Annotated in this window: 18 protein-coding genes; 9 read left to right on the top strand and 9 right to left on the bottom strand. The window is 69.0% G+C overall.

All coding sequences use genetic code 11. The features are described from left to right. Nucleotides 1–4: 4 nt before the first annotated feature. From Q0568_RS12490 to Q0568_RS12470, 5 genes are all read right to left on the bottom strand, one after another. Nucleotides 5–445 carry an RpiB/LacA/LacB family sugar-phosphate isomerase gene (locus Q0568_RS12490; protein WP_298866992.1) on the bottom strand — a complete coding sequence of 147 codons (441 nt, stop codon included), beginning with the start codon at nt 443–445 and terminating at the stop codon, nt 5–7. A gap of 70 nt (nt 446–515) precedes the next feature. Further along, nucleotides 516–1088 (bottom strand): GrpB family protein, encoded by a 573-nt coding sequence (locus Q0568_RS12485; protein ID WP_298866990.1) that lies wholly within the window; start codon nt 1086–1088, stop codon nt 516–518. Between the two features lie 32 nt (nt 1089–1120). Beyond that, nucleotides 1121–1936 carry an SURF1 family protein gene (locus Q0568_RS12480; protein ID WP_298866988.1) on the bottom strand — a complete coding sequence of 272 codons (816 nt, stop codon included), beginning with the start codon at nt 1934–1936 and terminating at the stop codon, nt 1121–1123. Then, on the bottom strand, nt 1933–2130 hold the full coding sequence (locus Q0568_RS12475; RefSeq protein WP_298866986.1) for a hypothetical protein: 198 nt from the start codon (nt 2128–2130) through the stop codon (nt 1933–1935). The genes Q0568_RS12480 and Q0568_RS12475 overlap by 4 nt, the downstream gene beginning before the upstream one ends. Continuing rightward, on the bottom strand, nt 2127–2492 hold the full coding sequence (locus Q0568_RS12470; RefSeq protein WP_298866984.1) for a DUF3099 domain-containing protein: 366 nt from the start codon (nt 2490–2492) through the stop codon (nt 2127–2129). The genes Q0568_RS12475 and Q0568_RS12470 overlap by 4 nt, the downstream gene beginning before the upstream one ends. 133 nt (nt 2493–2625) lie before the next feature. On the opposite strand from Q0568_RS12470, the gene Q0568_RS12465 reads away from it, so the two are divergent. Next, nucleotides 2626–3336 carry a beta-ketoacyl-ACP reductase gene (locus Q0568_RS12465; protein ID WP_298866982.1) on the top strand — a complete coding sequence of 237 codons (711 nt, stop codon included), beginning with the start codon at nt 2626–2628 and terminating at the stop codon, nt 3334–3336. A 41-nt stretch (nt 3337–3377) separates the two neighbouring features. Here Q0568_RS12465 and serB read toward each other — a convergent pair whose 3' ends face one another. Together serB and Q0568_RS12455 are read right to left on the bottom strand one after the other, a co-directional pair. Continuing rightward, the gene (gene serB / locus Q0568_RS12460) at nt 3378–4013 is read right to left on the bottom strand and encodes a phosphoserine phosphatase SerB (RefSeq protein WP_298866980.1); all 636 of its coding nucleotides are present in this window, start codon (nt 4011–4013) and stop codon (nt 3378–3380) included. Nucleotides 4014–4056: 43 nt separating this feature from the next. After that, nucleotides 4057–5298 (bottom strand): glucose-1-phosphate adenylyltransferase, encoded by a 1242-nt coding sequence (locus tag Q0568_RS12455; protein ID WP_298866978.1) that lies wholly within the window; start codon nt 5296–5298, stop codon nt 4057–4059. Between the two features lie 46 nt (nt 5299–5344). On the opposite strand from Q0568_RS12455, the gene glgA reads away from it, so the two are divergent. The 3 genes from glgA to Q0568_RS12440 all read left to right on the top strand — a co-directional run bounded on the left by glgA (nt 5345) and on the right by Q0568_RS12440 (nt 7672). Further along, entirely contained in the window at nt 5345–6529 is a 1185-nt protein-coding gene (gene glgA / locus Q0568_RS12450) for a glycogen synthase (RefSeq protein WP_298866976.1), read from the top strand. A gap of 18 nt (nt 6530–6547) precedes the next feature. Then, nucleotides 6548–7330: an ABC transporter ATP-binding protein gene (locus tag Q0568_RS12445; protein WP_298866974.1), complete on the top strand. Its 783-nt coding sequence runs from the start codon at nt 6548–6550 to the stop codon at nt 7328–7330. An 84-nt stretch (nt 7331–7414) separates the two neighbouring features. Further along, nucleotides 7415–7672, top strand: a complete 258-nt coding sequence (locus tag Q0568_RS12440) for a type B 50S ribosomal protein L31 (protein ID WP_067246295.1) — start codon at nt 7415–7417, stop codon at nt 7670–7672. A gap of 55 nt (nt 7673–7727) precedes the next feature. Here the strand turns inward: Q0568_RS12440 and Q0568_RS12435 are convergent, their stop codons facing one another. Further along, nucleotides 7728–8009: a hypothetical protein gene (locus tag Q0568_RS12435; RefSeq protein ID WP_298866965.1), complete on the bottom strand. Its 282-nt coding sequence runs from the start codon at nt 8007–8009 to the stop codon at nt 7728–7730. 52 nt (nt 8010–8061) lie between these two features. Further along, nucleotides 8062–8769 (bottom strand): 3'-5' exonuclease, encoded by a 708-nt coding sequence (locus Q0568_RS12430; protein WP_298866963.1) that lies wholly within the window; start codon nt 8767–8769, stop codon nt 8062–8064. A 68-nt stretch (nt 8770–8837) separates the two neighbouring features. On the opposite strand from Q0568_RS12430, the gene Q0568_RS12425 reads away from it, so the two are divergent. The 5 genes from Q0568_RS12425 (at nt 8838) to Q0568_RS12405 (ending at nt 13029) form a co-directional block, all read left to right on the top strand. Next, nucleotides 8838–9461 (top strand): LysE family transporter, encoded by a 624-nt coding sequence (locus Q0568_RS12425; protein WP_298866961.1) that lies wholly within the window; start codon nt 8838–8840, stop codon nt 9459–9461. Between the two features lie 128 nt (nt 9462–9589). Continuing rightward, entirely contained in the window at nt 9590–10171 is a 582-nt protein-coding gene (locus Q0568_RS12420; protein WP_298866959.1) for a single-stranded DNA-binding protein, read from the top strand. Between the two features lie 58 nt (nt 10172–10229). Continuing rightward, nucleotides 10230–10742, top strand: coding sequence for a hypothetical protein (locus tag Q0568_RS12415; protein WP_298866957.1), 513 nt, complete (start codon nt 10230–10232; stop codon nt 10740–10742). 98 nt (nt 10743–10840) lie between these two features. Continuing rightward, a complete protein-coding gene (gene ettA, locus Q0568_RS12410) occupies nt 10841–12520 on the top strand; it encodes an energy-dependent translational throttle protein EttA (protein WP_298866955.1) in 1680 nt (559 codons plus the stop codon). Between the two features lie 11 nt (nt 12521–12531). Continuing rightward, entirely contained in the window at nt 12532–13029 is a 498-nt protein-coding gene (locus tag Q0568_RS12405) for a thioesterase family protein (RefSeq protein ID WP_298866953.1), read from the top strand. The last annotated feature ends 10 nt before the right edge of the window (nt 13030–13039 follow it).

The raw sequence follows: 13039 nt of genomic DNA, 5'->3' as shown, positions 1-13039 counted from the left end.
GGGGTCAGTCCGCCTCGAACTTCGCGATCTCGACGAGCTTCTGCGCGTAGGCGCTGTCCGGGTCGTGTCGCAGGTCGAGCCAGACGTCCAGGAGCGCGACGGCGGCGGCCGGGGCGATCACGTTCTGGCCCATGCACAGGATCTGCGCGTCGTAGTTCTGCACCGAGCCTCGAACGGTCACCAGATCGTGCGCGGTCGCCGCGCGGATGCCGCGCACCTTGCTCGCTGCGATCGCGGTTCCGATGCCGGTGCCGCAGACCAGGATGCCGCGGTCGGCGCGCCCGTCGACGATCGCCTGCGCTGCGTTGAAGGACACCGCCGGATAGGTGGCATCCGGCGTGGACAGATCGATCACCTCGTCCACCCGCGCATCCGATTGCAGGTACGCCTTCATCGCGTCCTTGAGCTGTGCGCCGTTGCCCGGTGCTCCGATCACGATGCGCATGGCATCACCACCCGTCCTCGCCCTGATCTTAGCCCCGGGCTCGACGGCAAGTCCTCGCAGAGCTGCGTGATCATGACCCGTCGCCGCGGCGAGCGGTGATGAAGTCCGCCTTGCCGTCGATGTAGGCAAGGCGGTCCTCGGGATGCCGGGCGGCGAGGCCGCGCTTGAGCGCGCCGTAGGCGTCGCGATCGTCGGGATGCGCGCGCAGGTGGTCGCGGAATGCGCGGTAGCGGCGGATGCCCTCGGAGCCCTCCTCGACGACGTGCACGTTGACCAGGCGGATGCACGGCTCCAGCTCATAGCCGTACATCCGGTCAGGGCGGATCTCGTTGCCGTCGCCGCGCACCAGCATCCCGAGTCCGGTCAGCCAGCCGTCCAGCGAGGCGAGCTCCGTCCCAGGGCGCACGGTGATCCCGACATCGAGGATGGCCTTGGCATCCAGCCCAGCGACAGCGGTCGAGCCGATGTGCTCGACCGCGATGACGGTCGCCGGCGCGGTCGTCATCAGCACGTCGTGCACATCGGCGAACACCCTGGCCCAGGCATCCGACGCCGGCGCGAGCTCGACGATTCCGCGCCGCAGCCCCAGATCCGAGTCCGTGAACGCCTCGCGCAGGGCATCCGAGGGTGAAGGGGACGTCATCCCCCCACGCTACCGGGCTGTTCGCCCGTCGCTCAGCGGGAGGCGTCCTCGAGCAGGGCGTCCTCGATGTCGGCATCCCTGTCACGGCGACGGCGAGGGGGACGCGGCGCACGCTCGCCGGACTCCTCCTTGGCCTTGATGATCTCGGTGCGGATCACGTAGAAGATGAAGATGAAGCCCATCACGGCGAACAGGATCCACTGGATCGCGTACGACAGGTGCGGGCCCGGATCCTCGGTGGGCACGTCGAAGCCGCCCAGGGAGGTGTCGGGCGCCGGCGTCTCGGATGCCAGCAGCCCGTACGCGCCGGTGATCAGGTCGGGGTTCACCTGCGAGGCGATCAGCGGCAGGTTGATGGTCGGCACCTGACCCTGCGGTGCGCTGCGCCCCGATGCCGGCAGCGGCTCGCCAGGCTGGATCCGCGCCACCACGGTCACTTCGCCGGACGGGGGAGCGGCGACGGTCGAGGGGGAGCTGTCCTCGGCCGGCGGCACCCAGCCGCGGTCGATGAGGAGGACCCTGCCGTCGGTCGTCCGGAACGGGACGAGCACCTCGAAAGCGCTGGTCCCGCCGTGCGGTCGGTTGCGCGCCAGCACCTGCTGGTCGGCGAGGTACTGACCGCGCAGCTGGACCGGATGCCACTCGCGGGAGGCGTCCATCGTGCCGTCGGGCTTCACGGCCTCGTCGAGGGGGATGGGCTTCGCGTGGTAGTTGCGCTGCACCAGCGCGATCTCGGTGGCCTTCTGCTCGTTGCGGCTGAACTGCCAGTTCGACAGGAACGCGCAGGCGATCGCGAACACGATCGCGACCGCCAGATAGCCGGTCCAGCGCAGCAGGCGCTGCCTCACTTCGGGAGTCCTTCGTGCACCTCGACGGGGAACTCCCGATTGCGCAGATAGTCGCTGAGGAATCCGACGTGCTCGTCGCAGGCCAGCCAGATCTTGCGGCGGTCGGCGGTGTGGATGCGCGGATTGCGCCAGACGATGTAGTGGGTCGCGGCCTCTCGACATTCGGCGCGGGCGCACTCGAACGGCACGCTCATGATGCGCTCCCCTCGCCGGAGGCCGGATGTCCGGTCTCGTGGATCGTGATCACCTTCGGCTGCGCGGGCTTCTGCACCGGCTCGGCCGGTGCCGCTTCGATCTCGAATTCCGGCGACTCGACGTTCACCGGCGTGCTGTCGGCACCCGCGTTGGCGTCGACGACGGCGATGTACGGCAGGAGGATCGCCCCGGCTGCGAACACGAAGGTCCACCAGTGGATGGGATCGACCACAGCCATGAGGACGAAGCACACCGTGCGGATGCCCATCGTGATCGCGTAATGGCGCACTCGACGCTTCGCCTCGTCCGTCGGCGACTCCGGAAGCGAGGTGACTGAGGGCGCGTTTCGGGTGTGTCTCACGATGCTTCCAGCCTACGCCGTGCCGGGGATCGAGGATGCCTCGGCGCGGCCCGCCCGGCGTCGCGGACGCGCTGCTCCGAGCGTCGCAGTCGATAGGATGGCGTGCGTTCATCCCCACAGGCAGGAGCCCCTCATGAGCACCGACCGCGTCGTCCTCATCACCGGCGGAAACCGCGGCATCGGCCGCGCCATCGCCGAGCGGTTCGTCCGCGACGGCTATCGCGTCGCGGTCACCGCGCGCAGCGGCGAGGGCCCGGAGGGCACGCTCACGGTGCGCGCGGACGTGACCGATGCCGCCTCCGTCGACGCCGCGTTCACCGAGGTCGAGCAGAAGCTCGGCCCCGTCGAGGTCGTGGTCGCCAACGCCGGGATCACGAAGGACACGCTGCTCATGCGCATGAGCGAGGACGACTTCGACAGCGTCGTCTCCACCAACCTCGGCGGTTCGTTCCGCGTCGTCAAGCGCGCCTCGAAGGGCATGCTGCGCGCGCGCTTCGGGCGCGTGATCCTCATCTCCAGCGTGGTGGGCCTGTACGGCTCGGCGGGGCAGACCAACTACGCCGCCTCGAAGAGCGCGCTCGTGGGCTTCGCGCGTTCGCTCACGCGCGAACTGGGCGCCCGCAACATCACCGCGAACGTCGTGGCCCCGGGGTTCATCGAGACCGACATGACCGCGGAGCTGCCGGAGGAGACGCAGAAGCAGTACAAGGCCAGCATCCCCGCCGGCCGCTTCGCCACGCCCGACGAGGTCGCCGGAGCCGTCGTCTGGCTCGCCGGCGACGACGCCGCCTACATCTCGGGCGCGGTCATCCCCGTCGACGGCGGTCTGGGCATGGGGCACTGAGCCCCGTTCACCGTTTCAGCGCGGCGACGAGAGGGTGAGGATCAGGGCAGCAGCGGGATGACCGCCGACAGGTCCTGCGGGCCGATCACCAGCGATGCGGCTGCCCGCACGGCCGGCTTCGCGTTGAAGGCCAGTCCCAGGCCCGCCACCGCCATCATCTTCAGATCGTTGGCGCCGTCGCCGATCGCGATGGTCGAGGCGGGGCGGAGGCCGAGCTCCGCAGCCCATGCCCGCAGCGAGTCCGCCTTCGCCTGTGCGTCGACGATCTCGCCGTCCACCCGGCCGGTCAGCACGCCGTCGGCCACGTCAAGACGATTCGCGCGCCAGCGGTCGACGCCCAGCTGAGGCGCGACGTGGTCGAGGATCTCGTGGAAGCCGCCGGAGACGACCCCCACCACTCCACCCCGATCGTGCACCGCCGAGGTCAGCTCGCGCACGCCCGGAGTCGGCTCGATGCGCGTCAGGACGCGCGCGAAGGCATCCGTGCTCACCCCCGCGAGCTCCGCGACGCGCGAGCGCAGGCTGGTGGCGAAGTCCACCTCGCCGCGCATCGCGGCCTCGGTGGCGGCCTGCACCTCGGCACGGCGACCGGCCTCGTCGGCCAGGAGCTCGATCACCTCATTGCGGATGAGCGTGGAATCGGCATCGAGGACGACGAGGAAGCGCGCGGTGGTCACGAGATGAGCGTATCCGCCCTCGTGACGGTCGGATGACCGGGTGTCACCGGGCGATGCGGATGCCCTTCCCTACCACCGTGATGCCGGAATCGGTGACCGTGAAGCCGCGCTCCAGGTCACGCTCCCGGTCGACGCCGACCGTGGCGCCGTCCTCGAGGATGACGTTCTTGTCGAGCACGGTGCGATGCACCCTGGCGCCGAGACCGAGCTGCACGCCGTCCAGCAGCACGGAGTCCGTGATCGTGGATCCCCCCGAGGCGAGGGTGCCCACGCCCACCACACTGCGCTCCAGGTGCGTGCCGGAGAGCACGGAGCCGGCCGACACGATCGAGTCGATCGTATTGCCGATGCGGCCCACGGCATCGCGGACGAACTTCGCCGGCGGCGTGTTCACCGTCTGCGTGCGGATCGGCCACGCCGTGTTGTAGAGATTGAAGATCGGCAGGGTGGAGATCAGGTCCATGTGCGCGTCGAAGTACGAGTCGATCGTTCCCACGTCCCGCCAGTACGAGCGGTCGCGCGGCGACGAGCCGGGCACGTCGTTCTGCTTCATGTCGTAGTAGCCGGCCTCGCCCCGACCGACGAAGTACGGCACGATGTCGCCGCCCATGTCGTGGCCTGAGCTGGCGGACTCGCCATCGGCCTCGACGGCGGCGATCAGGGCATCCGTGTCGAAGACGTAGTTCCCCATCGACACCAGCACCTCACCCGGGGAGTCCGCCAGGCCGGCCGGGTCGCTGGGCTTCTCGAGGAACTCGCGGATGCGGCCGGTCTCGGGGTCGGCATCGATCACGCCGAACTGCGAGGCCAGCGCCAGCGGCTGACGGATGCCGGCGACCGTCGCCGACGCGCCGGAGGCGATGTGCGCATCCACCATCTGCTGGAAGTCCATCCGGTACACGTGGTCGGCACCGATCACGACGACGATGTCCGGCTTCTCGTCGTTGATGAGGTTCAGACTCTGCAGGATGGCGTCCGCCGAGCCCGAGAACCAGCGCTTGCCGAGCCGCTGCTGCGCCGGGACCGACGCCACGTAGGAGTCGAGCAGGCCGGACATCCGCCAGTTCTGCGATACATGCCGGTCGAGGCTGTGGGACTTGTACTGGGTGAGCACCACGACCTGGCGCAGGCCGGAGTTGATGAGGTTCGATATCGCGAAGTCGATGAGCCGGTACTGCCCGCCGAACGGCACGGCCGGTTTCGCCCTGTCCATCGTCAGGGGCATCAGTCGCTTGCCCTCGCCGCCGGCGAGGATGATCCCGAAAACCTTCTTAGGTGCCGACATGGCTCCACAATAGAGCGCGCGACGACGGATGTACTACCGTGCAGTCATGCGAGTCGACATCATCACCAAGGAGTACCCGCCGGAGATCTACGGGGGAGCCGGAGTGCACGTCGCGGAGCTGGTCTCGGCGCTGCGGCGGAGCATCGACGTGCAGGTCCGGGCCTTCGGCGCCGACCGCAGCGAGCCGGGCACGAGGGCCTATCGGGTGCCGGCCGAGCTCGCCTCCGCGAACGCCGCCGTGCAGACGATGGGCACGGATCTCGCCATGGTCGGCGATGTCGCGGGCGCCGACGTCGTGCACAGTCACACCTGGTACGCGAACTTCGCCGGGCACATCGCCTCGCAGCTGCACGGCATCCCGCATGTGCTCACCGCCCACAGCCTGGAGCCGCTGCGGCCGTGGAAGGCCGAGCAGCTCGGCGGCGGGTACGCCGTCTCCAGCGGGATCGAGAAGCTGGCGTACGAGAACGCCGCCGCCATCGTCGCGGTCAGTGCGGGGATGCGCGCGGACATCCTGCGCAGCTATCCGCAGGTGGACCCTGCCCGCGTGCGTGTGATCCACAACGGCATCGACGTCGACAGCTGGCATCCCACGTCGAACCCCGGGTTCCTGGCGAGCATCGGCATGGATCCGTCGCGCCCCTCGGTGGTGTTCGTGGGGAGGATCACGCGGCAGAAGGGCCTGCCGTACCTGCTGCGCGCCGCGCAGCTGCTGCCGCCCGAGGTGCAGCTGGTGCTGTGCGCGGGCGCACCGGACACCCCCGAGATCATGGCCGAGGTGCAGGGCCTGGTGAAGGTGCTGCAGCAGAGCAGGCAGGGCGTGATCTGGATCGAGCGGATGCTGCCGCGCGACGAGCTGTCGGCGATCCTCACCGCGGCGACGACGTTCGTCTGCCCGTCGGTCTACGAGCCCCTCGGAATCGTGAACCTCGAGGCCATGGCGTGCGGAGCCGCGGTCGTGGGAACCCGCACCGGCGGCATCCCGGAGGTGGTCGCCGACGGAGTGACCGGGCGGATCGTCCCGATCGACCAGCTGCAGGACGGCACGGGCACGCCCGTGGATCCGGAGCGATTCGTCTCCGACCTGGCCGCGACGCTGACCGAGGTCACCGGGGATCCCGCTCGTGCCGCGGAGTACGGTGCTGCCGGACGCGAGCGCGCCAGGACGAACTTCAGCTGGGGCGCGATCGCCGACACCACCCGCGCGCTCTACGAGGAGCTGACCGCCTGAGCCGATAGGCTGGACGTCATGTCGAGCGCCCTGGAATTCACCGATGTCGTCGTGCGCCGTGACGGCCGTGACATCGTCGATCACGTGACGTGGAACGTCTCAGAGGATCAGCGCTGGGTGGTGCTGGGGCCGAATGGCGCGGGCAAGACCACGCTGCTGCAGCTGGCCGACACGCTGCTGCACCCGACATCGGGCACCGTGACGATCCTCGGCGAGACCCTCGGGCGCACCGATGTCTTCGAGATCCGCCCGCGCATCGGCTTCGCCTCCACGGCGCTGGCCCGTCGCATCCCTCAGGACGAGACCGTGCTGAACACGGTCATGACCGCGGCGTACTCCGTGATGGGGCGCTGGAACGAGCAGTACGAGGGCGTCGACGAGCGTCGTGCACGCGAGGTTCTGGCGGAGTGGAGGCTCGACCACCTCTCCGACCGGCTGTTCGGCACCCTCAGCGACGGCGAGCAGAAGCGCGTCCAGATCGCGCGCGCGGTGATGACCGACCCTGAGCTGCTGCTGCTGGACGAGCCCACGGCGAGCCTGGACCTGGGATCGCGCGAGGAGCTGCTGCAGCTGCTCAGCGCCTATGCGGCGTCGCCCTACACCCCGGCCATGATCATGGTGACGCACCACGTCGAGGAGATCCCCGTCGGCTTCACGCACGTGATGCTGCTGCGCGCCGGCGGCATCGTCGCGGCCGGACCCATCGCCGAGACCCTCACCGCCGAGACGCTGTCCGAGGCGTTCGGCATGCCGATCGCGCTGACCTCCGAGGGCGGACGGTACGCGGCGCGCGCGGCGTGATCTGCTAGGATAGACCCTCGGTGCGCTCGCACCGCAGACTTCCCTCGCTCCTGGCAGAATCCAGGGCATCACGTAAGGAATCCCATGAAGACTGACATCCACCCCGACTACCAGGCCGTCGTGTTCCGCGACCTCGGCTCGGGAGAGACCTTCCTCACCCGCTCGACCGTCACCAGCGACAAGACGATCGAGCTGGACGGCGTGGAGTACCCCGTCATCGACGTCGAGATCTCCTCGGCCTCGCACCCGTTCTACACGGGCAAGCAGCGCATCATGGACTCGGCCGGTCGTGTCGAGAAGTTCAACCAGCGCTTCAAGAACTTCGGCGGCTCCTCCAAGTAAGCAGCCACAGCGAAGGCCCCGCTCCGGCGGGGCCTTCGTCGTGTCTCGGACGTGATCACACGTCGATGCGGATGCTGTCGCCGTCGATGGCCCACGGCGGATCGCCGGGCGCCGGGGCCGGCGCCGTTCGCCTGGTCGCCCGATCGCGCTCGAGGTGCGCCTCGTAGGCCTCGGGGGAGAAGACGGCGTCGAAGCCGTCGACCAGACCGGCCGCGGAGCTGTCGTACTTCGTCTCCACCTGACCGCTCGACATGCTCCAGCGGATGACGAGGATCACGGCCACGACGGGCAGCAGGAGCCATGCTCCCACCAGTGCCCAGCCGAGAATCTCGCCCATGAGCCCAGAGTAGGCCCCTCTCCGCGTTCCGGAGCGGAGGAGAGTTCGGGCATCACCCGCGGATGGGCCAGCTGCCGTCCAGAGTCTCCTGCGGATCCAGGCGGCCGACCTTGATGAAGTACTCGGTCAGGCTGGCGGCCTGATCGCGGGCCCAGCCGATCTGCTGTGTGTGCAGCTCGGCCGCGGTGCCGGGCAGCGCGAACTCCTTCGCCAGCGCCAGCGCGACGCGGCCGGCGGCGATGGCATCCGCCGACGCCTCGTGGGCATCGTCCAGCGGGACGGCATAGTGCTCGGCGACGACGCTCAGCGTCCGCTTGCCCCGGCGATACCGGTCGTAGGCCTTGTCGATCACCAGCGGGTCGATGACCGGCTGCGGATCGCTCAGCGCGGGGATGCCGTGACGCACAGCCTCGTGCGCCAGCAGCGAGAAGTCGTAGGAGGCGTTGTATGCCACGACCGGCATGCCCTGCGAGAACAGCATCCGCAATGCGCTGCTGACCTCGGCCACGACCTCGGCGGCGGGCCGTCCGTGCGCGCGGGCGTGCTCGGTGCTGATGCCGTGCACGGCGGCTGCGCCGTCGGGGATGGGGATGCCGGGATCCGCCAGCCAGTCGCGCGCCGCGATCTCGCGCCCGTGGCGGTCCAGCACGCCCACGTGCGCGGTCACGATGCGGTCGGTCGTGACGTCGACCCCCGTGGTCTCCAGATCGAACACGCCCACGCGGGTGAGCCAGGTCGGGAGCTGCGCTGCGGTGGTCATGCCCTCACCGTAGAGCAGGCATCGGACATCGGCCGGGACGGCCCGCCGGATGCCCCTACACTGTGCTGGTGACGTGGACGGTATGGCTCTCGCTGCTGGTGGCGTGCGTGGTGATCAGCTTCACGCCAGGAGCCGGTGCGATCAACACCATGACCAACGCGCTCGCACAGGGCTGGCGCCGTTCGCTGTGGGGCGTGCTCGGCCAGCAGGCGGCCCTCATCGTGCACGTGATCATCGTGGCGGCGGGCGTGGGCCTGATCGTCTCGCGGTCGCAGCTGCTGTTCGACAGCATCCGCTACGCCGGAGCGGCATACCTGGTGTACCTCGGCATCCGGCTGATCCTGGCGAAGCCCGAACCCGACACCACCGCCGCGGCGTCGCGCTCGCGAGAGGGAGCGTGGTCGATGCTCCGCCGCGGATTCTGGGTGAACATCCTGAACCCGAAGGCCATCGTGTTCTTCCTCGCCTTCGTGCCGCAGTTCATCCGCCTCGACCAGGAGCAGCTGCCGCAGTACCTGATGCTGATCTCGACCTCGGTGGCTGTGGACGTGCTGGTGATGTGGTTCTTCTTCGCGGCGGCGGCCAAGCAGTTCCGCCGGTTCACGCGAAGCACGCGCGGACAGCGCATCCTCAACGGCGTGTTCGGATCGCTGTTCATCGCCGTCGCCGGACTGCTGCTGCTCGTGCACTGACAGTCCGTCTGCACATCTCCGGAATCCGCCGACTTGTGCACAATCAGTGGGATTCCGCCCCTCGGCGTCGGTGGCCGGCGTGCACGCTGTACTCACCCGGGCTCGTCCCGGCTGACAAGGAGCACGACATGACCATCAGGAACGACACCGTCGTCATCGCCGGGAACATCGGCAACGATCCGAGCAGGGGAGTGACCCGCACGGGCAAGCCCGTCATCAACTTCCGCGTGGCATCCACGCCCGGCTACTTCGATCAGCGCACCGGCGCATGGGTCGAGGGGGACACCAGCTGGTACGCGATCTCGGCCTTCGGCAACATCGCCGACCACGCGAAGGCATCGCTGCGCTGCGGCGATCCCGTCATCGTGGTCGGACGGATGAAGGTGCGCGAGTGGGAGGCCAACGGCAGGAAGGGAGTCGACGTCGAGATCGACGCGGACGCCATCGGGCACGACCTCAACAAGGGCACCAGCGCGTTCGCCCGCCGGGCCAAGGCTGGCAGCGGGGAGCGCTCCGCTCCGGCTGCCGGGGCACCGGAGTCGACCGGGTCGGGGATGCCCGAAGGCGGCGGGATGCCCGACGAGGGCGGGATGCCCGACGAGCCCAGCGCTGCGGAGCGCGAGGCCTGGGACGCCGAGGGGATGACCGATCCCGACGCCGATCCGGCGTCGGCCGAGGCGGATCACGAGGACGAGCTCGCGTACACGTGAGCACCGGCCGCTGCCGCGGTGACGGATGCCCCTCGGGCGTGCGCCTAGACTTCTGAGCGTGCGTCGAAGGCCATCCGTCTCCGCCGGTCCGATCCGGTCGTCGAGCGTCCTCATCCTCGGCGCTGCGGTCGCGGCAGGCCTGATCTCCTGTTCCGCACCGTTGCCGGAGGACTCCCCGTCGGCGGCCCCATCCCCGTCGGCATCCGCCTCTGCGACTCCGACGGCCGCACCCGGCCCGATCCTCGTCCCGGAGGGGACGGCGTCCGACAACCTGCCGCTGTTCGCCGCGGTCACCGCGAAGGTGTGGGCGGGCCCCGACCGGGTGAGCGGACGCGCGTACGTGGACGCGCTGGTCGCAGCGGGCTTCGCCAAGGAACGTATGCAGGTGACCGCGGATCGCACCACGGTGGGGAATCCGGTCGAGAGTCTGCTGTTCTCCGTGGCCTGGGGCGACAAGGAGTGCTTGATCGGCCAGGTCGGTCCGTCGACGGGGAACCCCGTGACCGAGGTGATGCCGCAGCTCGCGGAAGGCCGCTGCCTGATCGGAGAGACCCGTCCCATCGACTGGTGAGCGCCCGTCCCGCTGAGCGCACGCGCGAAGACGGGTAGGCTGGTGTGTCGGCTCTCCGGAGCCGCACCCCTGCCCGCTGACTGAAGGAGACCCTCGTCGTGGCCGAATACATCTACTCCATGGTGCGAGCACGCAAGGCGGTGGGCGACAAGCTCATCCTCGATGACGTCACCATGGCGTTCCTGCCTGGCGCGAAGATCGGCATGGTGGGCCCCAACGGCGCCGGAAAGTCCACGATCCTGAAGATCATGGCGGGCCTGGACACGCCGTCCAACGGCGAGGCCAAGCTGACGCCGGGCTTCTCCGTCGGCATCCTCATGCAGGAGCCCGAACTGGACGAGTCCAAGACCGTGCTGGAGAACATCCAGGACGGCATCGCCGTGAAGGCGAAGGTCGATCGCTTCAACGAGATCTCCGCGCTGATGGCCGATCCGGATGCCGACTTCGACTCGCTGCTGGCCGAGATGGGCGTGCTGCAGGAGGAGATCGACGCCGCCGACGGCTGGGACCTGGACTCGCAGCTCGAGCAGGCCATGGACGCGTTGCGCACCCCGCCGGGGGATGCCGAGATCGCACCGCTGTCCGGTGGTGAGAAGCGCCGCGTGGCACTGGCCAAGCTGCTGCTGCAGAAGCCTGACCTGCTGCTGCTGGACGAGCCCACCAACCACCTGGACGCCGAGAGCGTGCTGTGGCTGGAGCAGCATCTGAAGGACTACAAGGGCGCCGTCATCGCCGTCACCCACGACCGCTACTTCCTCGACCATGTCGCCGAGTGGATCGCGGAGGTCGACCGCGGTCGCCTGCTGGGCTACGAGGGCAACTACTCCACCTACCTGCAGCAGAAGGCCGAGCGCCTGGACATCCAGGGCAAGAAGGACGCCAAGCTCGCCAAGCGGCTGAAGGACGAACTGGAGTGGGTGCGCTCCAGCGCCAAGGGCCGTCAGACGAAGTCCAAGGCGCGCCTGGCGCGCTACGAGGAGATGGCGGCGGAGGCCGAGCGCACCAGGAAGCTCGACTTCGAGGAGATCCAGATCCCCGCAGGCCCGCGCCTGGGCAACATCGTCATCGAGGCGAAGAAGCTGCAGAAGGGCTTCGGCGACCGCATGCTCATCGACGGGCTGAGCTTCAGCCTGCCGCCCAACGGGATCGTCGGCGTGATCGGCCCCAACGGCGTCGGAAAGACCACGCTGTTCAAGACCATCGTGGGCCTGGAGCCCCTGGACGGCGGGGATCTGAAGATCGGCGAGACCGTGAAGATCAGCTACGTCGACCAGACCCGCTCCAACATCGACCCGGACAAGACGCTGTGGGAGGTCGTCTCCGACGGCCTCGATTTCATCACCGTCGGGAAGATCGAGATCCCGTCGCGCGCCTACGTGTCGAAGTTCGGCTTCAAGGGGCCGGACCAGCAGAAGAAGGCCGGCGTGCTCTCCGGCGGTGAGCGCAACCGCCTGAACCTGGCTCTGACGCTCAAGGAGGGCGGCAACCTGCTGCTGCTCGACGAGCCGACCAACGACCTGGACGTCGAGACCCTCAGCTCGCTGGAGAACGCCCTGCTGGAGTTCCCCGGCTGCGCCGTGGTCATCACACACGACCGCTGGTTCCTCGACCGCATCGCCACGCACATCCTCGCCTACGAGGGCACCGACGAGAACCCGTCGCAGTGGCACTGGTTCGAGGGCAACTTCGAGTCGTACGAGAAGAACAAGATCGAGCGTCTGGGCCTCGAGGCGGCGCGCCCGCACCGCACCACCCACCGCAAGCTGACCCGCGACTAGGGCTTCAGACGATGACCCCCCGCGAACGCGTGCTGGATGACGGACGCCTGCACGTCCCCATCCAGCTGCGCTGGGGCGACCTCGACGCGTTCAACCACGTCAACAACACCTCGATGCTCAAGCTCCTCGAGGAGGCGCGCGTGCGCGCCTTCTGGAAGCCGGGGCCCGGCGAGGTCGCGCCTCCCACGGCCATCCTCGACTCGGGACTCGCGCACGGTCTGCTCACGCTGATCGCCCGGCAGGAGATCGAGTACCTCGCGCCCGTGCCGTACCAGCGGCATCCGCTGGACATCCAGATGTGGTTCGGCAAGCTCGGCGGCTCCAGCCTCGAGGTCTGCTACGAGGTGCGGGCGGATGCCGCGGCAGAGCAGCAGACGCTGTATGCGCGGGCGACCACGGTCATGGTGCTCGTGGATGCCGCATCCGGCCGCCCTGTCCGGCTCGCACCGGAGATGCGCGCGGCGTGGGAGCCCCTGCTCGGCGAGCCGCTGACCTACCGCAGGCACTGAGTCGCGCTGC

The sequence above is a fragment of the uncultured Microbacterium sp. genome (assembly GCF_937927635.1).
Classification (GTDB): domain Bacteria; phylum Actinomycetota; class Actinomycetes; order Actinomycetales; family Microbacteriaceae; genus Microbacterium.
Note: the sequence above shows the minus strand (reverse complement) of the source record. Positions and strands in the feature narration are given on the sequence as shown.

Coding starts and splice junctions, on each gene's coding strand:
- Q0568_RS12490 (WP_298866992.1), bottom strand. CDS start 445: ATGCGCATCGTGATCGGAGCACCGGGCAACGGCGCACAGCTCAAGGAC.
- Q0568_RS12485 (WP_298866990.1), bottom strand. CDS start 1,088: ATGACGTCCCCTTCACCCTCGGATGCCCTGCGCGAGGCGTTCACGGAC.
- Q0568_RS12475 (WP_298866986.1), bottom strand. CDS start 2,130: ATGAGCGTGCCGTTCGAGTGCGCCCGCGCCGAATGTCGAGAGGCCGCG.
- Q0568_RS12465 (WP_298866982.1), top strand. CDS start 2,626: ATGAGCACCGACCGCGTCGTCCTCATCACCGGCGGAAACCGCGGCATC.
- Q0568_RS12455 (WP_298866978.1), bottom strand. CDS start 5,298: ATGTCGGCACCTAAGAAGGTTTTCGGGATCATCCTCGCCGGCGGCGAG.
- glgA (WP_298866976.1), top strand. CDS start 5,345: ATGCGAGTCGACATCATCACCAAGGAGTACCCGCCGGAGATCTACGGG.
- Q0568_RS12445 (WP_298866974.1), top strand. CDS start 6,548: ATGTCGAGCGCCCTGGAATTCACCGATGTCGTCGTGCGCCGTGACGGC.
- Q0568_RS12440 (WP_067246295.1), top strand. CDS start 7,415: ATGAAGACTGACATCCACCCCGACTACCAGGCCGTCGTGTTCCGCGAC.
- Q0568_RS12435 (WP_298866965.1), bottom strand. CDS start 8,009: ATGGGCGAGATTCTCGGCTGGGCACTGGTGGGAGCATGGCTCCTGCTG.
- Q0568_RS12430 (WP_298866963.1), bottom strand. CDS start 8,769: ATGACCACCGCAGCGCAGCTCCCGACCTGGCTCACCCGCGTGGGCGTG.
- Q0568_RS12420 (WP_298866959.1), top strand. CDS start 9,590: ATGACCATCAGGAACGACACCGTCGTCATCGCCGGGAACATCGGCAAC.
- Q0568_RS12405 (WP_298866953.1), top strand. CDS start 12,532: ATGACCCCCCGCGAACGCGTGCTGGATGACGGACGCCTGCACGTCCCC.